At 65.2% G+C, this 20,934-nt stretch carries 19 protein-coding genes and 1 pseudogene; 13 read left to right on the top strand and 7 right to left on the bottom strand.

Features of this window, described 5'->3' with window-relative positions; translation table 11 throughout:
• Positions 1–13: 13 nt before the first annotated feature.
• Positions 14–1,048, top strand: coding sequence for an MBL fold metallo-hydrolase (locus NG900_RS06910; protein WP_252678351.1), 1,035 nt, complete (start codon positions 14–16; stop codon positions 1,046–1,048).
• 118 nt (positions 1,049–1,166) lie between these two features.
• Here the strand turns inward: NG900_RS06910 and NG900_RS06905 are convergent.
• The 3 genes and pseudogenes from NG900_RS06905 to NG900_RS06895 form a co-directional block, all read right to left on the bottom strand.
• Positions 1,167–1,398, bottom strand: a pseudogene (locus NG900_RS06905) (hypothetical protein).
• 103 nt (positions 1,399–1,501) lie between these two features.
• Positions 1,502–1,921, bottom strand: coding sequence for an Hsp20/alpha crystallin family protein (locus NG900_RS06900; protein WP_252678349.1), 420 nt, complete (start codon positions 1,919–1,921; stop codon positions 1,502–1,504).
• 33 nt (positions 1,922–1,954) lie between these two features.
• A complete protein-coding gene (locus tag NG900_RS06895) occupies positions 1,955–2,398 on the bottom strand; it encodes an Hsp20/alpha crystallin family protein (RefSeq protein ID WP_252678347.1) in 444 nt (147 codons plus the stop codon).
• Between the two features lie 407 nt (positions 2,399–2,805).
• On the opposite strand from NG900_RS06895, the gene tcuC reads away from it, so the two are divergent.
• Together tcuC and NG900_RS06885 are read left to right on the top strand one after the other, a co-directional pair.
• Positions 2,806–4,101, top strand: a complete 1,296-nt coding sequence (tcuC, locus tag NG900_RS06890; RefSeq protein ID WP_252678345.1) for an MFS transporter — start codon at positions 2,806–2,808, stop codon at positions 4,099–4,101.
• A 59-nt stretch (positions 4,102–4,160) separates the two neighbouring features.
• Positions 4,161–4,943 carry a substrate-binding domain-containing protein gene (locus NG900_RS06885; RefSeq protein WP_252678484.1) on the top strand — a complete coding sequence of 261 codons (783 nt, stop codon included), beginning with the start codon at positions 4,161–4,163 and terminating at the stop codon, positions 4,941–4,943.
• Positions 4,944–4,981: 38 nt separating this feature from the next.
• Here the strand turns inward: NG900_RS06885 and NG900_RS06880 are convergent, their stop codons facing one another.
• Complete coding sequence (locus tag NG900_RS06880) at positions 4,982–5,899, bottom strand: LysR family transcriptional regulator (RefSeq protein WP_252678343.1); 918 nt, start codon at positions 5,897–5,899, stop codon at positions 4,982–4,984.
• A 149-nt stretch (positions 5,900–6,048) separates the two neighbouring features.
• Here NG900_RS06880 and NG900_RS06875 point away from each other — a divergent pair, with 149 nt between their 5' ends.
• From NG900_RS06875 to NG900_RS06865, 3 genes are all read left to right on the top strand, one after another.
• A complete protein-coding gene (locus NG900_RS06875) occupies positions 6,049–6,888 on the top strand; it encodes a MurR/RpiR family transcriptional regulator (protein ID WP_252678341.1) in 840 nt (279 codons plus the stop codon).
• A gap of 159 nt (positions 6,889–7,047) precedes the next feature.
• Positions 7,048–8,499 (top strand): MFS transporter, encoded by a 1,452-nt coding sequence (locus NG900_RS06870; protein WP_252678340.1) that lies wholly within the window; start codon positions 7,048–7,050, stop codon positions 8,497–8,499.
• A 26-nt stretch (positions 8,500–8,525) separates the two neighbouring features.
• On the top strand, positions 8,526–9,215 hold the full coding sequence (locus tag NG900_RS06865) for an aspartate/glutamate racemase family protein (RefSeq protein WP_252678338.1): 690 nt from the start codon (positions 8,526–8,528) through the stop codon (positions 9,213–9,215).
• Here the strand turns inward: NG900_RS06865 and NG900_RS06860 are convergent.
• Complete coding sequence (locus tag NG900_RS06860) at positions 9,205–10,926, bottom strand: M30 family zinc metallopeptidase (protein WP_252678328.1); 1,722 nt, start codon at positions 10,924–10,926, stop codon at positions 9,205–9,207. The two genes, NG900_RS06865 and NG900_RS06860, sit on opposite strands and share 11 nt — an antisense overlap.
• A 313-nt stretch (positions 10,927–11,239) precedes the next feature.
• Here NG900_RS06860 and NG900_RS06855 point away from each other — a divergent pair, with 313 nt between their 5' ends.
• The 6 genes from NG900_RS06855 to NG900_RS06830 all read left to right on the top strand — a co-directional run bounded on the left by NG900_RS06855 (position 11,240) and on the right by NG900_RS06830 (position 18,326).
• Positions 11,240–12,112 (top strand): LysR family transcriptional regulator, encoded by an 873-nt coding sequence (locus NG900_RS06855; protein ID WP_252678482.1) that lies wholly within the window; start codon positions 11,240–11,242, stop codon positions 12,110–12,112.
• A 113-nt stretch (positions 12,113–12,225) separates the two neighbouring features.
• Entirely contained in the window at positions 12,226–13,344 is a 1,119-nt protein-coding gene (locus NG900_RS06850) for a putative 2-aminoethylphosphonate ABC transporter ATP-binding protein (RefSeq protein WP_252678325.1), read from the top strand.
• Between the two features lie 7 nt (positions 13,345–13,351).
• Positions 13,352–15,103, top strand: coding sequence for a putative 2-aminoethylphosphonate ABC transporter permease subunit (locus tag NG900_RS06845; RefSeq protein ID WP_252678323.1), 1,752 nt, complete (start codon positions 13,352–13,354; stop codon positions 15,101–15,103).
• Between the two features lie 29 nt (positions 15,104–15,132).
• A complete protein-coding gene (gene phnX / locus NG900_RS06840; RefSeq protein WP_252678321.1) occupies positions 15,133–16,011 on the top strand; it encodes a phosphonoacetaldehyde hydrolase in 879 nt (292 codons plus the stop codon).
• A gap of 56 nt (positions 16,012–16,067) precedes the next feature.
• The gene (locus tag NG900_RS06835) at positions 16,068–17,093 is read left to right on the top strand and encodes a putative 2-aminoethylphosphonate ABC transporter substrate-binding protein (protein WP_252678319.1); all 1,026 of its coding nucleotides are present in this window, start codon (positions 16,068–16,070) and stop codon (positions 17,091–17,093) included.
• The gene (locus tag NG900_RS06830) at positions 17,094–18,326 is read left to right on the top strand and encodes a TIGR03364 family FAD-dependent oxidoreductase (RefSeq protein WP_252678317.1); all 1,233 of its coding nucleotides are present in this window, start codon (positions 17,094–17,096) and stop codon (positions 18,324–18,326) included.
• 57 nt (positions 18,327–18,383) lie between these two features.
• On the opposite strand, the gene NG900_RS06825 is transcribed toward NG900_RS06830, so the two are convergent.
• Positions 18,384–19,067 (bottom strand): HAD family hydrolase, encoded by a 684-nt coding sequence (locus tag NG900_RS06825; protein WP_252678315.1) that lies wholly within the window; start codon positions 19,065–19,067, stop codon positions 18,384–18,386.
• A 45-nt stretch (positions 19,068–19,112) separates the two neighbouring features.
• Positions 19,113–20,048, bottom strand: a complete 936-nt coding sequence (locus NG900_RS06820; protein ID WP_252678313.1) for a LysR substrate-binding domain-containing protein — start codon at positions 20,046–20,048, stop codon at positions 19,113–19,115.
• A 206-nt stretch (positions 20,049–20,254) separates the two neighbouring features.
• Here NG900_RS06820 and NG900_RS06815 point away from each other — a divergent pair, with 206 nt between their 5' ends.
• Positions 20,255–20,674: a F0F1 ATP synthase subunit epsilon gene (locus NG900_RS06815; RefSeq protein WP_252678305.1), complete on the top strand. Its 420-nt coding sequence runs from the start codon at positions 20,255–20,257 to the stop codon at positions 20,672–20,674.
• Positions 20,675–20,934: the final 260 nt, after the last annotated feature.

Raw genomic sequence — 20,934 nt, 5'->3', positions numbered from 1 at the left:
ATGAGGTGAAACAATGAACCGCTCACGTATGCAGAAGGCGATTGCAGCTGCTGTTGTCATGGCTGCGGCATGCTCGTCCTGGGCTGCGGGCAACGAGGCGGGCTCCGCGCCTGCATCCACGATGCGCGCCGCACCTGCAGATACAGCGCAGGCCGCAGACCGCTTTCGTGTGACTCTGCTGGGCACGGGTACGCCGGTGCCGTCTCCTGAGCGCGCCGGCTACAGCACGCTGGTGGAGGCCGGCGGCCAGAGGCTGATTTTCGACTTTGGCCGCGATGTGGCGGTCCGCCTCTGGCAATTGCACATCCCGCTCGGCAGTATCGACGCGCATTTCCTCACCCATTTCCACTCCGACCATTTGGTTGGGCTGCCGGATTTGTGGCTGACCGGTTGGCTTCGTCCGCCGTATGGGCAGCGCAATCGCCCCATGGCTCTTTATGGCCCTGCCGGAACGCGCGCGCTTGCCGACGGGCTTCGCCAGGCGTTCGCTGCGGATATCGCTACCCGTCTGCAGGACGAAGGCAGCGCCCTGGATGGCGTGACCATCGACGCTCACGACGTTGCACCGGGCGTCGTGTATGAAAAGGGCGGCGTACGTGTCATCGCTTTCGAAAACGACCATGGCGACAAGATCAAGCCGTCCTACGGCTACCGCATCGAATATCGGGGTCACGTGATTGTTCTGTCGGGTGATACGCGCTTGAGCCCAGCCGTTGTGGAGCAGGCGCGCAATGCCGACGTGCTCGTGCATTGTGTGACGTTGGTCCCTGACGCGCTGTTGGCGTCGAACCCCGCCTACGAGGCGATCTATCATCACCTGTCTTCGCCAGAAGACGCCGCGCGCGTGTTTGCAATGGCAAAGCCGAAGCTGGCGGTGTTCAGCCACATTGGCCTCAATGGAGGCAGCACCGTTGACCAGATCGTCAGCAGAGTGCGTGGAGCCTATTCGGGGCCGCTCGTGGTGGGGGAGGATCTGACGCGTATCGATATCGATGTCAGGACCGCCGCCTCAGAAAACGGTGTGGCTGTCTGGCAAGAGAAGCGATGATGCCCAGCTGATTCAAGATGGCGAGGGCCACCCACCGGGCGCTTTGCTTGCACGCTTCCCATCGATGGCGAAGCGGTCATTCACCGGAACAAGCTGGCCGTTGCCTCGCACGTGGTGCCTATGCCGGCTTGAGCTCTTTTCGAGCGCTTCGGTCAATAGCGTTCAAGCTCTGCAGTAGCGAGCGCCCGGCGTCGGTCAACTGCGCGCGGCGACGATACCCTTTCTGCGGAACGCTCCAGCATGACCAGTTGCCGCTCCAGCAACGTATCCAATTCAGCGCGATTCATGTCGACCTGGTCAGGTGATTCACTGACCAACATCAACGTGGCAAATTCGTGTGCACTCAGCATCTTTGTCTCCCAGTGACAAACAACCGTAACCAGGGGGCACGGTGCCAAATGCGGGCGCGCGAGCGCACCCGCTTCTGAAGCAAAACAATGGCCGGTCTTCCGCTCAGTCGGCGTGTACCTCGATACGCCGTGGCTTGGCTTCCTCGCGACGCGGAATCGTCAGTTTGAGCACTCCGTCGCGCAGCTGAGCATCGATGCGAGATGCGTCAAAGTCGGGGCTGAGCACGAAGGTGCGCGAGAAATGCGGATGCCTGACTTCGCCATGCTGCAGGCGCAAGCCAGTCGGTGTGGGCACCATCAGTTCCGCATCGACCGTGAGCGTGCCGTCCTGCACCCGTACGTCCAGCTTCTCGCGCGGCACGCCTGGCAGATCGGCGAACAGCGTGATCGCCTGGCGGTTCTCAAAGATGTCGACTGGTGGCGCCAGGTGGGTCTGGCGGGCCGTGGCCTGTTCCGTTTGCGGCTTCGCAACAGCGGCATTGCCGGCGGGAGCCGGTGTGGCCAATTGGGTGGTCTCGTTCATGATGTCCTCCATCGTTGGCGGGCAAGGTCGGGCTCACCCTTGCACAGTGATCTGGCGAGGCTTGGACGCCTCAGACTTGCCGACACTGATGGTCAGGCAGCCGTTGGTATAACGCGCGCTGACTTTCTCGGGGTCGACGTCCTGTGGCAGTTCAATCACGCGACGGAATGCGCCCACGAACCGCTCGTCGGCATACACGCGTGTATCGTCGGTCAGTTCGAAGTCGGGGCGCTTGCGCTCGCTACTGATGGTCAGCAGCCCTTTGTCGATCGAGACATCGATCTGCGCGGGGTCGAGCCCCGGAGCAAATGCGACGATCTCGACGGAATCGTCGGTGCTGCCGATGTTGACGGGAGGGAAGGTGCCGATGCGCGTTGCGCGCAGGCTTGCGGGCACGCCCGCAAAGAGGCTGGCCATCTGCCGGTGCAGGCGGTCGAATTCGCCCAGCAGATCGGTGCCAAAAAACAGATCGCTCATGGCTGGCTCCTGAAGGGGCCCGCACGGAGACTGAACCGAACTACGCGCTCCAGTTCATTCGCCCGCGGCAAGCCCACTGACAAACAAATCGAAACACGCAGCGCGAGAACCGCGACTGCATTGACGAAACCTAAAATAGGGCAGCAAGTGGAAATTTCAAGAGGCCTACCAACGACATCGCTAGGACAAACCACGGTCCCAAACGGGCTCACCGTCATGCGGCGCTCTGTTCACCTGTGAGGCCAAATGACCGGATCGGAAGGTTCGAGTGGAAACGGATTGATAAACCAAACGCATCAATTCTTCAGAAAATTGCACTTTCCGTTTTTCCGGTCTCCGGGAGACCATTGCCAAAACGACAAGCGACCGAACCACGGCGTTTTCTTTGGCATTCCAGGAGACACTTGATGCACCCCCAGTCCAGCCTTTCGACCGGGCAATCAAAGGCCGCCGCGGTTTTTCGCGTCACAGCCGGAAATTTCCTCGAGCAGTTCGATTTCTTCCTCTTTGGCTTCTACGCCACGCAGATCGCCAACGTCTTCTTTCCTGCAGATAGCGAGTTCGCTTCGTTGATGATGACGTTCGCGGTGTTTGGCGCGGGCTTTCTGATGCGGCCCTTGGGCGCGGTGGTGCTGGGTGCCTATATTGACGACGTTGGTCGCCGCAAGGGCCTTATCGTCACGCTCTCCATCATGGCAAGCGGCACTATCCTGATCGCGTTTGTCCCGGGCTACGCCACGATCGGGCTGCTGGCACCCGCGCTGGTGCTGCTGGGCCGTCTGCTGCAGGGTTTCTCGGCGGGTGCGGAGTTGGGCGGTGTGTCGGTGTACCTCGCCGAGATGGCCACGCCCGGCCGCAAGGGCTTTTTCACGAGCTGGCAGTCCGCCAGCCAGCAGGTCGCGATCGTCGTGGCGGCCGGTCTCGGTTTCGTGCTCAACCAGTGGCTGAGCACACCGGCCATCGCCGCGTGGGGATGGCGTGTACCGTTCTTCGTCGGCTGCATGATCGTGCCGTTCATCTTCGTGCTGCGCCGCAATCTCGAGGAAACGCAGGAGTTCAAGGCGCGCCGGCATCGCCCGGGCATGAAGGAGGTCTTCACCACGCTGGCCCAGAACTGGGGCGTGGTGGTCGCTGGCATGATGCTGGTGGCAATGACGACCACGAGCTTCTATCTCATCACGGTCTATGCGCCGACCTTCGGCAAGACGGTCCTGCACCTGAGCACCGCCGACAGCCTGCTCGTGACGCTGTGCGTGGGCGTGTCCAACTTCGTGTGGCTGCCGATCGGCGGTGCGCTGTCCGACAAGATCGGGCGCCGGCCGCTCCTCGTCGGCATGACCGTGCTGACCGTTGCAACGGCTTATCCGGCGCTCTCGCTGCTCGCTCACGCGCCATCGTTCCAGAACATGCTGGCCGTCCTGCTGTGGCTCTCGTTCCTGTATGGCGTGTATAACGGCGCAATGGTTGTGGCGCTCACGGAGGTGATGCCGGTGCAGGTGCGCGTTGCAGGTTTCTCGCTTGCGTATAGCCTGGCGACGGCGGTTTTTGGCGGCTTTACTCCGGCACTATCGACGGCGGCCATCCACATGACCGGCGACAAGGCCGCACCTGGCTATTGGATGAGCTTCGCCGCGCTGTGCGCACTTGCCGCGACCTTCGCGCTCTACCGGCGCCGCCCGGTAGCGCTGGTGCCGGCGCACTGAAGCGCAATTTGTTTCCGGCTCTCGACTACAGATACATACGACCCCGCAAAATCATGACCTTGAAGAACTGGTTTCTGAAACTGGGCGCGGTTGCCCTTGTTGCGACCTTCGCAGTGGCGGCCAACGTCCAGGCCGCCGAACTACATGTCATGAGCTCGGGCGGCTTTACCGCGGCCTACAAGCTGCTGGGGCCCCAGTTTGCATCGCAGACCGGCAACACACTGGACACAGCGCTTGGGCCCTCGATGGGCAAGTCGCCCGAAGCCATTCCGAACCGGCTCGCGCGCGGTGAACCGGCCGACGCCGTCATCATGGTGGGCTACGCGCTCGACGATCTCATCAAACAGGGCAAGGTGATCCCGGATTCGCGGGTGGAACTCGCGGATTCACGCATCGGCATGGTCGTGCGTGAAGGCGCGGCGAAGCCCGACATCAGCTCGGCAGAGGGCCTCAAGCAAGTGCTGCTGCATGCGAAGTCGATCGCCTACTCGGATAGCGCAAGCGGTGTCTATGTCGAGCGCGAGCTGTTCAAGAAGCTCGGCATTGAGGAGCAGGTCAAGCCGAAGGCGAAGATGATCCCGCGGATCCCGGTCGCGTCGGTGGTGGCAAACGGTGAGTACGAAATCGGCTTCCAGCAGGTGAGTGAGCTGCTGCCTGTGCAGGGCGCAGTCTTTGTCGGGAAGATTCCCGAGTCGCTGCAGTCGGTGACGCGCTTCGCCGCGGGCATCCCTGTCGGTGCACAGCATCCGAAGGAAGCCAAGGCGCTGCTCGACTATCTCGCATCCCCGTCGGTACAAGCCGAGGTGAAGTCGACCGGGCTCGATTCCGTACCTGGGCATTGAGGCAGGGGCCTATGGCCTAAGCATGCAGCGCGTCTAGGCTAGTCGTCGCTGCGCGTGGCACCGCCGCGCTTCGCTTCCAGGATCATCTGGTGAAACGCGTCTGCAGCGGGCGTGAGCGGGCGCCCGCGCCGTCTCACGATGCCCACGCGGCGTTTCACCACTGGCTCGACGAGCGGCACGCTCGTGAGGATGGGATGGTCTCGACCAGGCATGGCCATCGAAGGCACCGCGGCAACGCCGAGCCCAGCCTCCACCAGCCCAAGCATGGTCGTCACGTGCCGCGTCTCGCACACGCTGGGAGCACGCGGTGCGACGGTCGACAGCGCTTGGTCGAGCAACAGCCGGTTACCGGAAGTCTTGTCCACCGACACATAGTCGTGCTGGTAAAGCTCATTCCACGTCACACGCTTTTTGCCTGCAAGGGGATGATCACGTCGGCAGGCGGCCACGAAGCGTTCCTGCAGCAGCATCTTGAATTCGATCTCGGGTTCCTGGCTGCCCATGAAGCTCACGCCAAAGTCCGCCTCGCCGCTGATGACCGCACCCAGCACCTCGTTCGCGCTGGCATCCAGCAGCTTCACCCGGATGCGGGGAAAGCGGTTGTGATAGGTCGCAATGAGGTTGGGTAGAAAGTAGTAGGCCACCGAGGGCACGCAAGCGATGGTCACATGGCCGAGGCGGCTCGATGAAACATCGCGGATACCCAAGAGCGCCACGTCGAGATCGTCGAGCAGTTGTTCAGCACTGCGGGCGAATACGCGGCCGACGGTGGTGAGCGAGACGCTGCGCGTCGTGCGCTCGAACAGCGCCACGCCCAGCGCGCTTTCAAGTTTGTCGATCCGACGACTCAATGCGGGCTGGGAAATGCTGACGGCCTCGGCCGCCTTGCGGAAATTTCCCAATTCCACCACGGCACGAAATGCCTGCAGATCCGCCAGGTCAAAGTTGATCCCCACGGGGTAGCCTCCACGTCCCAGATGCCGGGCATTTTGCATGATTCAGCGTGAGTCACGGAACCGGGATGGCACTTTGCTTTCGCAGCGGGGTACGGGCGCGGCGGCTACGCCGTGTGCAACACCGGTTTCACATCTGGCTAGAATGCGGCATGCCGATTTCATCCGAATCCTTCGTCCATCGCGTTCGCGGCCAGTTGGAATCGCTGCCGGCCACGGAGCGTCAGCTCGCCGATTTTCTGCTCGAATTTCCGGGCGAACTCGCCAGCTATACGGGGAACGAGCTCGCCAACTTGGCCGGTGTGTCGCCAGCCACGGTCAGCCGCTTTATTCGCCGGCTCGGTTATGCGAACTACGAAGCGGCGCGGCGCCACGTGCGCGAAGAGCGTGCGAGCGGTTCGCCGCTGTTCCAGGCCGCCGGCAATGAACGCGTGGTCGACCCGGTCGCCGCGCACTTCCAGCAGGCGCAGGCCAACCTGGCGGCCACCTTTGGCCGCTTGAACGGTTCCGAACTGGCCGAGATTGCCAAGGCCATTGCAGGCGCAGACCACGTCCTCATTTTCGGTAGCCGTTCCAGCCATGGCTTTGCCGTCTATCTGCGCTGGCAGCTCATCCAGGTCGTACCGAACGTGACGGCCATCCCGGGCGCGGGCGAAACGCTTGGCGAACACATCGCCAGCCTGGGCCGCAACGACTGCGTGATCGTGTTCGGCACGCGCCGGCAGACGCCGCAGATGCGTGCCGTGATTCAGGGTGCCACCCGCGCGCACGCCAGGCTGCTCTTCATCAGCGACCGCAGCTCGCCAGACTGCGCCGACGCCACATGGTCACTGCAATGTGACTGCCGTGGGCCCGGCAAGCTGGACGACCACGCCAGCGTGCTGGCGCTGTGCAACGTCATCGCCACACAGGTCATCGAAGCCTGCGGGTCGGCGGGGCGCAAGCGTCTTGCGGCCATCGAACTGGCCCACGAGGCACTCGACGAGCTCTGACGCCTCTACCCGGAGGCTTTCCAAGCACATGTGGATGCTGAAAGACCGCATTCAAGCCGCCGTCTAGGGTGAAATACGTATTTCATGTGATGCGGCTAAGTGAAATCCTGGTATCAGATCGTTGAAATCGTTTTTCACCGTTTTGATGCAGGAGTGCACATGGCCGGCCCCACGCTGTCATCCGGACCCGATTCCCCGCGCGTTGCCGAGCTGGACGGCGCGCTGGAGCAGATCGGCGTCACCCGGGCGCATCACACGATCATCTGGCTGATTCTCATCGGGTGCCTGTTCGATGCGTTCGAGCAGAATGCGGTCGGCATTGTCGGGCCCCTGCTGAAAGAGCAGTGGGGTTTGACGCCCACTGACATTGGCCTGCTCAACACCATCACGTTTGTGTTTGCGGCGCTTGGCCGCATCGGTTCGGGAGCCATTGCCGACCGCTACGGGCGCCGCGTGATGCTCTCGGTCGATCTGCTGCTATTTACGCTGGGTGCGGGCATCTGCGCCAGCGCATCAGGACTCGGCATGATGGCCGTTGGTCGCGCGGTGGTCGGCCTGGGGCTGGGCGGGGAGATTGCGATTGCCGTCACCATGCTGGCGGAGTTCTGCTCGGCCAAGTTTCGCGGCACGGCGGTGGGGCTCGTCAACGTGGGAGCGGGCGGGCTCGGCAACTTTCTGGCGCCCGCGTTCGGGCTGCTGATCTTCACGCTGTTCCCGGGCGATAACGCGTGGCGCTGGCTGTTTGTTGCGCTGATGGTGCCCGCGTTGCTGGGCGCGTTCTACCGCCGCTTCATTCCCGAGACGCCGCGTTTCCTGGTGGCGCAGGGCCGCATCAAAGAGGCCAATGCCGTGCTGTCGCGCCTTGCATCCGGCAGGCTCACGGCCAAGGATGTGCCGGCGCATACGTTTCTTGCCGACGACGGCCGCGCGGCTACGATCGCCGCCAAGGTGCGGGTACGCAGTACTGATATCTTCCGTGGCGCACTGGCGCGACGCACCATTCCGCTGAGCATCACGATCTGGATGGCGTACGGCGCGCAGATCTCCGTGCTTACGCTCATGCCGACCATCCTCGTCACGCTGGGCTATACGGTGTCGAAGAGCCTGATGTTCACCATGATCATGCAGGGCGGCAGCCTGCTCGGTGCGATTACCGCGTCGCTGCTGGGCTTCAGCTTTCCGCGCAAGCGCGTGCTGACGGCCGGGGCGATCTGCGCATGCGTCATGGCGCTGGTCATCGGCTTCGCCGCCAAGAGCATCGTGACGATCCTGGCTGCGGGCGCGGTCTTCCAGTTCTTCGTGCTGCTGCTCAATACCACCATCTGGATCTTTGCGCCGGAGCAGTATCCCACCCGCGTGCGGGCGTTTGGCACGGCGTTCATTCTCGCCACCGGCACGGTGGGCGGCGCATTCATGCCGCTGGTGGCAGGGCGCCTGCTCGAGCACTGGGGCATCTCGGGCGTGTTCGGCCTAGTGGCGGCGATGTATGTGCTGTTCATCGTGAGCGTGCAGAGCGTGCCGGAAACCTACGGCCAATCGCCCGATGCCGTACCGCTGCCCTCGGAAGAGGCACCGCCCGTAGCGGCCGATGCCAAGCCCGGCACGCCTTGACCCTGCTTTCCCGACATCGCATTCGTATGCCCAACATTCTGCTGATCAACCCGAACTCGTCCCAGGCCACCACCGACATGATGGTGCTCATCGCGCAGGACAATGCGCCAGCCGGCTATACGGTGGTGGGTGCCACCGCCGCGAACGGGCCGTCTATGATCGTGAACGAAGCCGAGCTTGCCGCCGCAGCGGGCGAGGTGGAGGCAACGTGGCGCAACGCGCGCGGGCCGCATGCAGGCGTAATCGTCAGCGCCTTTGGCGACCCCGGCGTTGCGCAGGTGCGCGACGCAAGCGGCCCGACGCCCGTGGTCGGCATCTGCGAAGCCTCGATGTTTGAAGCGGCGGAAGGCGGGCGCCGGTTTGGCGTGGCGACGGTCACGCCGGACCTTGTTGCAGCCATCGATGCCAAGGCGCAGGAGCTAGGGCTGGGCGCGCTTTATACCGGAGTGCGGCTCACGCCCGGAGAGCCGCGCGCATTGACCGCCGATTCCGCCGCGCTGGAGCAGGCGTTGGGCCATGCGGTCCAAGCGTGCCTGGACGATGGCGCGCAAGCGGTGATCATCGGTGGCGGCCCACTGGGGCAGGCCGCCGTGAGCCTGGCGCGGCAGTTCGATGTGCCCATCATCGCGCCGATTTCCGCAGCGGTGCGGCGCTTGAGCCGGCAGATTGCGGGCGAGGGGAATACTGCCCCCCAGCCTCATGCCGTCAGTGGATGACGATCGACACCGTCGAATACGCCGGCACCGTGATCGTCTCGCTATACGTGCCTGCCTTCAGCCCGCGTGCCACCGGGAACTGGCCAAAGCCCTGCAGCATGGCCGGCACGGACGTCGGCATGGTGCGCTGGCCGCTGTAGTCCGGCCCGTTCAGCCCGGGGATCGAGAAGCCGCTGTCCGAGCGCGCCGGATACGCAAAGCCCGACGGGCTGCCCGGCACCGGCAGCAGCGCCACCGCCGTACCCCAGCGGCCCACCGCATCGCCCAGGCCCGCACCGCCGCCGGCCTGGATGGCACTGCTCAGCAGCGTGGCCGAGTCGGTGGACGAGAAGTTCTGCAGCAGGTTGGTGTAATACGCAATGCCGTACTGGCGCAGCAGGAAGCCGCCCAGGCTGCCCGAGATCGGATATCCCGGGCACGACGAAGACAGCGACGGATCGAACGCCGTCAGCGAGCAGTCGTACGCGCTCTGCAGCCAGGCTGGGAAGCGGCTGTCGCGCACGTTGTTGAAGCTCGAGTCGATCTGGCTGGAGAGCACGTCTTCCATCGTCATCGCCGTCATTTCCTCCAGCCACGTGCTGTACATGGTTTGCGAGCCGTGCAGCACGCCGCGCTGGTAGAAGTTGGCCATGTGCGTGAACTCGTGGCCCAGCGTGGAGATGGCCGTGTTCAGCCCGTCGGTGCCGCCCATGTAGATGGTTTCCGAATCCACATACAGCGACAGCGACTGGTTCGACAGCGGCTGCGCGCTGGTGGTGAAGTTGTTGCGCGCCCAGAAGTAGCCCACGCGGCCATAAGGCTGGCCATCGGGCTGGATGTTGAGCACGACAATGTCGAGCGCCTGGTTCGGGTCGATCAGGCTGGCAGAGCTGGAGTAGCTGCCCCACGGCTGGCCGACCAGCGAGGTGGCCAGTGCATAGACCGACTGGCTGCCCGACGCGAACTTGGTCGTGAGCGTATTGATGATGCCGTCGGAGATCTTGCTGCTGCCGTACTCCGAATCCTGCACCCAGAGGTTGACGATGCGGCCATCGGGTGCCGTGCCTTGTTGGTGCAGCGTGGCCGAAATGACGACGGCCGTGCCGTCCGGCTGCTGGTGGTTCCACGTGCGCTGCGCGCCGACATTCGGCACCGACTGCGGGCGCAACACCGTATCGTTGGACGCGCTCTGCGTCTTCAGCGCGCCGGTGCCCGGAAGGGCGCCGCTGGCATAGCCGTCCAGCGCGTGGGCGTTGAAGTCGGAGAGCTGGCGGTCGAACGCGGCGTTGGCATCATTGCCGGCCACGTCGGCTGCGGGTTTCGAGGCTGCCGCGCCGGTCGTGCTCTGCACGCCCAAGCCCGAGAGCGAGATGGACGGCATCGGCTGCGCCGCTGCGCCCTGGTTGGTGTAGATGAGCGTCACGCTCTGGCCCGTGAGCCCCGCGATCGATACGGGAATCGAGCCGGCAGTGCCGCCCGAATTGGTGGCTTGCCACACACCCACACCGGAGCCCGCATAGGTGTTGCCAAGCGCGCCGCAGTTTGCACCGCTGCATGCGGATGCCAGGGTGATGTTGGTAGACGTGCCTTGCGTGGCGGCCGGCGTGGCCCCCGAGCTGCTGCCGCTACTGCCACCGCCGCCACCGCATGCGGCCAGAGTGCATGCTGCTGCCACCAGCATCGTGGTGGTCCAATGCTTCGTGCCGGGTACGTGTTTGCTGCTGCGTTCCATCCACATCTCTCCAAATCCGCCAATCCGAATGCCTGCGCGCGGTCGGCTCGTGACCGCAGCGCGCGGACGGATTCTCCCGGCGATGTGGCGGATTCGATCCGTGGAAATAACGGGCTCACAGGCCCCAATTCCCCCCGATGTGGGGTAAGGCCGTGCCCGCCCTCGCCGAAAGGTGCAAAAAGTTGTAGCCACGGGGTGTAGAAACCGAAAACGGACGAGGGAGGCGGACGCCACTTTGCCGGCCGACCGGTCCGCTAGAATGGGCCGCCCCTCCATCCACAGTGCCGCCCCGGGCGCTGAAACCGTCACACCGATGCTCGTTGCGCAGCTCAAATCGTTCTTCATGGTGGCCCGCCTGGGCAGCATCACGCTGGCCGCCAAGCAGCTCGGCCTGTCGCAGCCGACCGTGACATCGCAGATCCGCGCGCTGGAAGAGGCCTACGGTGTGGAGCTGTTCTACCGGGGCGGGCGCCGACTGGCGCTGTCGGATGCGGGCGTGCGGCTGATGCCGCTGGTCGACCAGCTTGTCCGTCAGGAGACCGAGATCGATTTCTTCCTGCGCAACTCCGGCGACGTGGGGGCCGGCCACCTGCGCATCGGGGCCACGGCGCCGTACTACGTGCTCGACATCGTCGACCGCTTCTGCAAGAGCCACCCCGGCATCGACGTCAGCATCGAAGCCGGCAACTCGGTGCAGATGCTTGAAGCGCTGCAGGAATACCGGGTGGACGTGGCCTCGTCGTCGCAGCGGGTGGACGACGCGCGCTTTCTGCGCATCGAGCTGGCGCGCGATCCGCTCGTGCTGGTGGTGCATCGCAACCACCCCCTGGCCGCACAGACGACCGTGCCCGTGGCGGCGCTCTCGCAATGCCGGCTGCTGGTGCGCGAGGTGGGATCGACCACGCGCGCGATGACCGAAACCATGATGGCGCAGGCAGGCGTGACGCCGGCCTCCACGGTGGAGATCGGCAGCCGTGAATCCATCCGCGAGGCCATCACGCGCAACCTGGGCGTGAGCGTGATCGCCCGCCAGGAGGTGCCGAGCCACGCCGACCTGCGCGTGCTGCCGTTCGAAGGCATTGAGGGCGGGGTGCCGGAGCTGAGCGAATACCTTTACTGCCTGCAGGACCGGCGCGACGCGCGGCTCATTGCGGCGTTTCTGGCGGAAGTGCGTCCGGTTCCATGAATCGGCCCAACCAAAATCCGGAAATGCGCACATTGGCGTTTTTGGGGTAACTGCCACATGGGGTACATGTCGGCTGGCTACAGTGGCGACCGTTTTCGCTACTACCCGCGCCGATGCCTCAACCTGCTTCCCAGCCCGCCCAGGGCCATGCCGCGCCGTTTCTGTCTGTGCGGCACGTTGCGCGCCGCTTTGGCACCGGGCCTGCCACATTCACCGCGCTTGATGGCGTGTCGCTGGACGTGGCGCAAGGCGAGTTCGTCTGCCTGCTGGGCCCCTCGGGCTGCGGCAAGACAACGCTGCTGCGCATCATCGCCGGGTTGGAAGCGCAGGACGCCGGCCAGATCATTGCCGGCGGCCGCGATATCTCGAACCTGGCACCGCGTGAGCGGGACTACGGCATCGTCTTCCAGTCATACGCGCTGTTTCCCAACCTGACGGTTGCGCAGAACGTCGCCTACGGGCTCGACACCGGCAACAGCAACCGGGCGCGCATGCAGGAGCGGGTGTCGGAGATGCTGGCGCTGGTCGGCCTGGCCGGCAGCGAGGCAAAGTACCCATCGCAGCTCTCGGGCGGACAGCAGCAGCGCGTGGCACTGGCTCGCGCGCTGGCGCCCGCGCCGTCGCTGTTGCTGCTGGATGAGCCGATGTCGGCGCTGGACGCCCAGGTGCGCGAGCATCTGCGCATCGAGCTGCGCCGCCTGCAGCGCAAGCTGAACGTGACCACGTTGATGGTCACGCACGATCAGGACGAGGCCATGGCGATGGCCGATCGCATCGCCGTCATGTCCAACGGCCGCATCGAGCAGACGGGCTCGCCGGCAGACATCTATTCACGCCCGGCCACCGGCTTCGTCGCCGGATTTGTCGGACAGGCCAACTGGCTGCCGCTGGAGTGCGCGGAAGACGGTACACCCACGCTGGCCGGCCAGCCGCTGCTGCTTGATCCGGCATTTGCCGACGGTGCCGCTGCCAAGGGCCGCCTGTTCTGCCGCCCCGAAGCTGTCACGCTGCACCCGCGCGACGACGCCCCCAACCGCCATCTCGCCCGCGTGGTCGACCAGATCTATCTGGGCAGTCGCACCCGCGTGACGCTCGCCATCGACGGCCTGGGCGACGCATCGCTGGTGGCCGAAGTGGCATCGGGCGCGCTGCGCCCGGGGGTGGGCGACAGCAAGTTGTGGATCGCGCTGGAGCGCGATGGCCTGCGCCTCTATCCGCACGACCGTGCCTGAGGTGGCCATGTCGATGCTCCCGCCCGAGACCAACGTGGTCACGGCCACCCGATCCGAACCCGCCCGCATCGCGCGCACGCCGTACTGGCGCACCGATGTGCCCGTGCTGACCGGCATGAAGCTCGGCTGGCTGCTGTTGCTGGCCATCGGCCTGCTGGCCCCGACGGCCATGATGCTGCTGCAGGCCACCGGCGTGGTCCCCAGCGCGCGCAGCACCGACGAGCACGGCCTCGCGCTGGTCATGCACGTGGTGCAGGGTCCGAACTTTCTCGACATGGTGGGCCGCACGCTGGCGGTGTCCGGCGCGGTGGCCGCGATTGTCGTGCCGCTGGCCTTTGCCCTGGCCTATGCCGTGCAGCGCACGCGCATGCCGTTGCGCGGCACGATGCGCACGCTGGCCATGCTGCCGCTGTTTGCACCATCGCTGTTGCCGGGCATTGCGCTGGTCTACCTGTTCGGCAACCAGGGCCTGTTCAAGGCATGGCTGAACGGCGGCAACATCTACGGCTTCTGGGGCATCGTGCTGGGCGAGGTGTTCTATACCTTCCCGTATGCGCTGATGCTGTTGCTGGCCACGCTCACGCTGGCAGACGGCCGCCTGTACGACGCCGCCCGTGCGATGGGGGCCGGGCCGTGGCGCACGTTCCGCACGGTCACGCTACCCGGCGCGCGCTATGGCCTGTTCGGCGCCTTTGCGCTGGTGTTCACGCTGGTGGCCACCGACTTTGGTGTGCCGACGGTGGTGGGCGGCAGCTACCAGGTGCTGGCTGTGGAAGCCTATAAGGCGGTGGTGGGCCAGCAGCAGTTTGCGCGCGGCGCCGTCATCGGCTTGATGCTGCTGCTGCCGGCGCTGCTGACCTTCGCAGTGGAGCGCCTGGTGCAGCGCCGCCAGCACGCTGCACTCGCGAGCCGCGCGCAGCCGTATCACCCGCTCCCGGACCGCCTGCGCGACGGGCTCTTCCTGCTGCTGAGCGTGCTGGTGGTCGGCGGGATCCTGCTGATGCTTGCGACTGCCGTGGGCGCGTCGCTGGTCAAGCTGTGGCCGTACAACCTCGAACTGTCGCTGCGCAATTACGACTTCGACAACATGGACGGCGGCGGCTGGCTGGCGTATCGCAACAGCCTGAAGCTGGCCGCGCTGACCACCGTGTTCGGCACGGTGCTGATCTTCACCGGTGCGTGGCTGGTCGAAAAGACACGCGCGGTTGCATGGCTGCACTCCGCCATCCGCTTTGCCGTGCTGCTGCCGATGGCGGTGCCCGGGCTCGTGCTCGGCCTGGGCTATGTGTTCTTCTTCAACCATCCGGCCAACCCGCTCAATGGCCTGTACGGCGGCATGACGCTGATGGTGCTCTGCACGATCATGCACTGCGCCACGGCGGCCCACCTCACGTCGGTGGCGTCGCTGGGGCAGCTGGACCCGGTGTTCGAGGCCGTGTCCGCCTCGCTCAAGGTATCGGCGCTGCGCACCTACTGGCGCGTAACGCTGCCGATGTGCCTGCCGGCCGTGCTGGCGTGCACGCGCTACCTGTTCGTGTCGGCCATGACCACGGTGTCGGCGGTGATCTTCCTCTACAGCCCCGACACCGTGCTGGCCTCCGTGGCCGTGCTGAACATGGACGACGCCGGCGACATTGGCCCCGCTGCGGCCATGTCTACGCTCATTCTCGTCACGTCGATCATCGTGTCGCTGCTGCTGGAACTGGCCACGCGCGGCATCGTGCGCCGCACGCAGGCTTGGCGCACGGCCTCTCATTGAATTCGTAGGAAAGAAAAAGGAACCACAACATGGGTGACGCCTCCCCAATGACGACCCGCATGCCTGGCACGGAACGTGGCGGTGCCCGCGGCACGCCGCTGCGCCTGGAAGCTGCCGTGCTCGACTGGGCCGGCACCGTGGTCGATTTCGGTTCGTTTGCCCCCACGCAGATCTTCGTGGAGGCGTTTGCCGAGTTTGGCGTGGCCATCACGCTGGACGAAGCGCGCGGCCCGATGGGCGTGGGCAAGTGGGACCACATCCGCACGCTGTGCAACGACGGCGCGATTGCCGCGCGCTTCTCGCTCGCGCACGGCCGCATGCCGACCGATGACGACGTCACCGCCATCTACAACCGCTTCATGCCGTTGCAGATCGAGAAGGTGGGCGCGCATTCGGCGTTGATTCCCGGCGCGCTGGAGACCATCGCCGCACTACGCGAAGCCGGTTTGAAGATCGGCACGTGCTCGGGCTACCCGCGCGTGGTGATGGAGCGCGTGGTGGAGTTGGCGGCCGAGGCCGGCTACACGCCCGACTGCGTGATCGCCTGCGATGACGTGCCGCGTGCTCGGCCAGGGCCTGCGCAGGCACTGCGCAACGTGGTGGATCTCGCCCTTGGCGATGTGGCGGCCTGCGTGAAGGTGGACGACACCGTGCCCGGTATTGAAGAAGGCCGCCGCGCCGGCATGTGGACGGTGGCGCTGCTGATGTCGGGTAACGCGCTGGGCCTGCCGTACGCGCAATACGCAGCGCTGGATGCCGATGAACGTGCACGCCATCGCGTTGCCATTTCGGCAGGCTTTGCCGCCTGCCGCCCGCATTACGAGATCGACACGATTGCCGATCTGCCGGAAGTCGTGGCCGACATCAACCGACGCCTGGCGCGCGGTGAACGGCCGCAGTGCTCCTGAGTTTGTTGTCCTGTTTGTTGTCTTTTTCCCTGCATCACACCCATACCGAGGAAACCATGACGAAGCGTCTTTCCCTGCTGGCCGCCGCAGTCACGTCGGCCACGATGGCGTTTGCCACGTCGGCCTTTGCCAAGACCACGCTGACCGTGTACACGGCGCTGGAAGCTGACCAAGTGAAGGCGTACCAGTATGCCTTCGAGAAGGCCAATCCGGACATCGAGATCAAGTGGGTGCGCGACTCCACCGGCGTCGTCACCGCCAAGCTGCTGGCCGAGAAGGCCAACCCGCGCGCCGACGTGGTGTGGGGCCTGGCTGCATCGAGCCTGGCCATCCTCGACAAGGAAGGCATGCTGACGCCGTACGCACCGGCTGACCTGGCAAAGATTGGCGCCACGTACCGCGACAAGGCCAACCCGCCGGCGTGGGTGGGCATGGACGCCTGGGGCGCCGCCATCTGCTTCAACACGGTCGAAGCGCAAAAGCAGAACCTGCCGAAGCCGACCTCGTGGGCAGACCTGACCAAGCCCGTCTACGCAGGCAAGATCGTCATGCCGAACCCGGCGTCGTCGGGCACGGGCTACCTGGATGTCAGCGCCTGGCTGCAGATGCAGGGCGAGCAGAAGGGCTGGGACTACATGGACGCCCTGCACAAGAACATCGGCCAGTACACGCATTCGGGCTCCAAGCCCTGCAAGATGGCCGCTTCGGGTGAGTTCCCGATCGGTATCGCATTCGAGTACCGCGCCGTGAAGTCGAAGAAGGAAGGCGCGCCGATCGACATCGTGCTGCCGTCCGAAGGCCTGGGCTGGGACGTGGAAGCCACCGGCATCATGAAGGGCACCAAGAACCTGGATGCCGCCAAGAAGCTGGCGGACTTCTCTGCCAGCCCGGCTGCGATGGCGCTGTATGAGAAGAACTTTGCTGTGGTCGCCACGCCGGGCTTCTCCAAGCCGGACCCGCTGCTGCCGGCCGACTACGAGAAGCGCCTGATCAAGAACGACTTCACGTGGGCTAGCGCCAACCGTGACCGCATCCTCGCCGAGTGGACCAAGCGCTACGACGGCAAGTCGGAGAAGAAGTAAGTGATTGAAGCTCCCTTGATTCCCGTTGTGCAAGGGAGCCTGGATGCCAGCACCGACGTCGCCATCGTCGGGGCTGGCATTTTGGGCTTGGCGCACGCGGCGGCCGCCGTCAAGCGCGGTCTGCGCGTGACGGTGTTCGAGCGCAGCGAGATCGCCGTGGGTGCGTCCATCCGCAATTTCGGGCAGATGCTGGTGACTGGCCAGCCGCCGGGCATCATGCTCGACCTCGCGCGTGAAAGCCGCGCGCTGTATCTCGACTGGGCGGAGTGCGCCGGCATCTTTGCGCGCGCCAACGGTGCGCTGCTGTTTGCGCGCAATGCCGCTGAAGAAGCCGTGCTGAATGAGTTCATGTCCACCCGCGCGCCGGCCTTCGGCTACCACGTGAAACTGCTGCGCGGCGCTGAACTGGCCGGCCTGTATGACGGCCGCTTTGCGCGCCATCGCGCAGCGTTGCAGGGCTTTGATGACTTGCAGCTCTATTCGCGCGAGGCCATTCCCGCGCTGACAGCATGGCTCGCCACGCAAGGCGTGCGTTTTCATTTCGGCACGCTGGTACGCCATGTGGAAGGCGGCCGGCTGGACACAACGGCCGGCGTATGCAACGCCCAGCGCGTGATCGTCTGCAGCGGCCACGATTACCAGACGCTGTGCGCCGATCAACTGCGCGCGCTGCAGCCGCAAGTGTGCCGCCTGCAGATGCTGCGCGTGACGCCCGAAGACGGCTTCCCGTTGGAGCACGCCGTGCTGACCGGCCTGTCATGCACGCACTACGGCGCGTTTGCCGATCTGCCGACCGCACAGGCGCTCGCCATGCAGATCGAGCATCAACGCCCCGAACTGGCGCGCCACGGCATCCACCTGCTGGTAAGCCCGACGCCGTACGGCGACTGGATCGTCGGCGACTCGCACGACTACGGCCAGGACGCCCGCCCGTTCAATGCCGAGTCGGTCGACAACATCCTGCTTGATCTCGCGCGTGACACGTTCGGCAGCAAGCTGCGCGTGGTGGAACGCTGGCAGGGCGTGTACGGTGCCAAATGCCACGTGCCCGGCAGCGGCGCGTTCTCGATCACCCGCATCGACGACCGCACGACCGTGGCGCTCATGCACAGCGGCATCGGCATGAGCGTGGGGCCGGCGCTGGCGCATCGGCATGTCGACGCGCTCGTCGACGGCACGGTGCTGCCCCAATGGACGCCCCCGGCAAGCCTGCCCGCAGCAGTGGCGGCCTGACGCCGCGCCGCGATGTGAAAACGCCCGCCCGGTTTGCGCCGTGCGGGCGTTTTTCAATCAGGCGGGGAAGAGTTCGATGATCGGCCACCCGCGCGCTTCGGCAGTCGCGCGCAACGTGGTGTCGGGGCTCACCGCCACGGGGTGCGATACCGCGTCGAGCAGCGGCAAGTCGTTGCGTGAATCGCTGTAGAACACCGTGCGCGAGAAGTCCGTCATACGTTGGCCGCGCTGCGCGAGCCACTCAGCCACACGCGTGATCTTGCCGGCGCCAAAGCTGGGCGTGCCGAGCAGGTTGCCTGTGAACTCGCCATCAGGTTGGCCCTTGACGGTTTCGCCTTCCACCGCCAGCAGGTGCGGCACGTTGAAAGCGGCGGCAATCGGTTCGGTCAGGTAGCGGTGCGTGGCGGTGACGATGCAGCAGAGGTCGCCCGCACGCAGGTGCGCGTCGACCAGTTCTCGCGCAGCGGGTTGGATGGCGCGCGTGATGACCTCGTGCAGGAACGCAGCGCGCCAGGCATCGAGACGCTTGCGCGGGTGCTGCGCCAGCAGGCCGAGCGAGAAGCGCGCGTGGCGGCCGAAGTCCAACGTGCCATCGCGGTACTCGCGCATCCAGCGCTCGTTGGCCTGTTCGAAGGCGTGTCGGTCGACGGCACCCTGGGCGACCAGGAAGCGGCCCCATTCGTATTCGCTGTCGATGGGCAGCAGGGTGTGGTCCAGGTCGAACAGGGCAAGCGATTGCATACAGCGGACGGGCAGTGGCGGTTGAAAACCCGCGAGCTTATGCCGCTAGCGCGTCGCGGTTGTGTCCATGCCCAAAACTTTGGCGATGAACGCATCGGCCTTTTTCTTGGGCGCCTGCGCGTGCAGCGGGTCCAGGCAGTCAAGGAACGCACGCACGAGCCGTGCATCCTTGCGCTCCTTCAGGAAATACAGGTATTCGTGGATGACGGGCGCGTTGTCGGCAAAAGGCAGCACGCGCACGTCAGGGCGGCGCGGGGCTTCGCGCGCGGGAACGATGCTGCAGCCCAGGCCCAGGCTGATCGCTTCGTAGATCGCCTCGCGACTGCCGATGATGCTCATGCTGGCGGGCTCGATGCCGGCAGCGGCGAAAGCGTCTTCGGTCACGCGGCGGGTGACGGAGCCGGGCTCGCGCATCAGCAGCTGGCAGCCGGTGATGTCGCTCAACGTGATGCTCGAGCGCCGGGCGAGGGCGTGGTCCAGCGGCACCACCAGCACCATCGTGTCTTCGGCCAGGGTGATGCGGTGCAGCCGTTCGTCGTCCACGGCATGCGACGAGACCGCCAGATCGATGCGCACTTCCGACAGCGCCTCCAGCATCTGCTGTGAATTGCCGAACTCGATGGTGATCTCGATGGTCGGGTGGCGCGCGCGGAAGGCGGCCACACTGGGCAGGATGTAGTACGGGCCCGTGGCGCCCACGCGCAGGTTGCCGGTGCGCAAGTCCCCGGCATTGCGCAGCAGGAAGTCGACGTCGCCTTCCTGCTGCGCCAGGCGCTCGACAATGGGCATCAGGCTCACGCCCAGGTCTGACAGATCCAGCCGGCTGCCGCGACGGTGGAACAGCTCCACGCCGTACATCTCTTCCAGTTGGCGGATGCGCCCCGTCACGGTGGGCTGCGACAGGCGCAGGCGCTTGGCCGCGCCCGTCACGCTGCCCTGGCGGGCCACCTCGAAGAACGACATCAATAGATCGCCCAGCATGCTTGTGTTTCCCCGATGTGTCTGTTTGATGATCAGGGGGCACAGTCTAGGCGGCGTTTATGACGCGACATCCTGTGAAACCTTACGGTCAGCCCGCCGCTGCCACGCGGCTGTCAAAGCGTTGTGTGCTGAATGGCGCAAGGGGGAGGGCGCTGGGCGCACATCGTGCTACCGTGTGAGCCTATGCGCGTAACACAGGAGACACCATGCCGGTGCTGAAGGTCGACGTCGTCACCGCAGAAGAACGTCTGTACGAAGGCAACGCCAAGTTCGTGGTCATCCCCGGCACCGAAGGGGAACTGGGCATCCTGCCCGGCCACGAACGCCTGCTGACGCGCATGCGCCCGGGCACGGTGCGCGTCACGCAGGAGAACGACGAGGAAGTCATCCTTTTCGTGGCGGGCGGCTTTGTTGACGTGCAACCCGAGCAGGTGATCGTGCTGGCCGACACCGCTGTGCGCGCCCATGACCTGGACGAGGTCAAGGCGCAGCAGGCCCGCAAGGCGGCCGAAGAGCACATGCAGAACAGCCACAGCAAGTTCGACTACGCGCGTGCGCAGGCCGAACTGGCCGAAGCCGTGGCGCAGCTCGCCGCCATCGAGCGCTTGCGCAAGCGCCGCCGTTGAGCCGATCGCGCGGACAGTCAACCGCCGACCACAAGCCCATCACAACTGCCACCCGGTGTCGCCCCACCCAGCGTGGGGTAAAGAAGTGCGCCGCGCCTCCGTTTTAAAGCAGAACTATCGAAATGCCGATGAACGCCCGACAGAGGCGTGATCGGTTCTGCTGGTCCCATTGATGTCGCCCTTCGTTGTGACTGCCCGTGCACTTACACGCGGCTACTGGAAACGCCTGCGCGCAAAGGCTCCTTTTGCGTTGACGACGC

It is taken from the genome of Ralstonia soli, from assembly GCF_023955655.1.
Classification (GTDB): domain Bacteria; phylum Pseudomonadota; class Gammaproteobacteria; order Burkholderiales; family Burkholderiaceae; genus Ralstonia; species Ralstonia soli.
The sequence above is the reverse complement of the archived record's forward strand: the minus strand, read 5'-3'. Positions and strand labels throughout refer to the sequence as shown.

Excerpts from the sequence above, each read along its gene's own strand:
- NG900_RS06910 (WP_252678351.1), top strand. The coding sequence starts at position 14 with ATGAACCGCTCACGTATGCAGAAGGCGATTGCAGCTGCTGTTGTCATG.
- NG900_RS06900 (WP_252678349.1), bottom strand. The coding sequence starts at position 1,921 with ATGAACGAGACCACCCAATTGGCCACACCGGCTCCCGCCGGCAATGCC.
- NG900_RS06895 (WP_252678347.1), bottom strand. The coding sequence starts at position 2,398 with ATGAGCGATCTGTTTTTTGGCACCGATCTGCTGGGCGAATTCGACCGC.
- tcuC (WP_252678345.1), top strand. The coding sequence starts at position 2,806 with ATGCACCCCCAGTCCAGCCTTTCGACCGGGCAATCAAAGGCCGCCGCG.
- NG900_RS06875 (WP_252678341.1), top strand. The coding sequence starts at position 6,049 with ATGCCGATTTCATCCGAATCCTTCGTCCATCGCGTTCGCGGCCAGTTG.
- NG900_RS06870 (WP_252678340.1), top strand. The coding sequence starts at position 7,048 with ATGGCCGGCCCCACGCTGTCATCCGGACCCGATTCCCCGCGCGTTGCC.
- NG900_RS06865 (WP_252678338.1), top strand. The coding sequence starts at position 8,526 with ATGCCCAACATTCTGCTGATCAACCCGAACTCGTCCCAGGCCACCACC.
- NG900_RS06860 (WP_252678328.1), bottom strand. The coding sequence starts at position 10,926 with ATGGAACGCAGCAGCAAACACGTACCCGGCACGAAGCATTGGACCACC.
- NG900_RS06855 (WP_252678482.1), top strand. The coding sequence starts at position 11,240 with ATGCTCGTTGCGCAGCTCAAATCGTTCTTCATGGTGGCCCGCCTGGGC.
- NG900_RS06850 (WP_252678325.1), top strand. The coding sequence starts at position 12,226 with ATGCCTCAACCTGCTTCCCAGCCCGCCCAGGGCCATGCCGCGCCGTTT.
- NG900_RS06845 (WP_252678323.1), top strand. The coding sequence starts at position 13,352 with ATGTCGATGCTCCCGCCCGAGACCAACGTGGTCACGGCCACCCGATCC.
- phnX (WP_252678321.1), top strand. The coding sequence starts at position 15,133 with ATGGGTGACGCCTCCCCAATGACGACCCGCATGCCTGGCACGGAACGT.
- NG900_RS06835 (WP_252678319.1), top strand. The coding sequence starts at position 16,068 with ATGACGAAGCGTCTTTCCCTGCTGGCCGCCGCAGTCACGTCGGCCACG.
- NG900_RS06825 (WP_252678315.1), bottom strand. The coding sequence starts at position 19,067 with ATGCAATCGCTTGCCCTGTTCGACCTGGACCACACCCTGCTGCCCATC.
- NG900_RS06820 (WP_252678313.1), bottom strand. The coding sequence starts at position 20,048 with ATGCTGGGCGATCTATTGATGTCGTTCTTCGAGGTGGCCCGCCAGGGC.
- NG900_RS06815 (WP_252678305.1), top strand. The coding sequence starts at position 20,255 with ATGCCGGTGCTGAAGGTCGACGTCGTCACCGCAGAAGAACGTCTGTAC.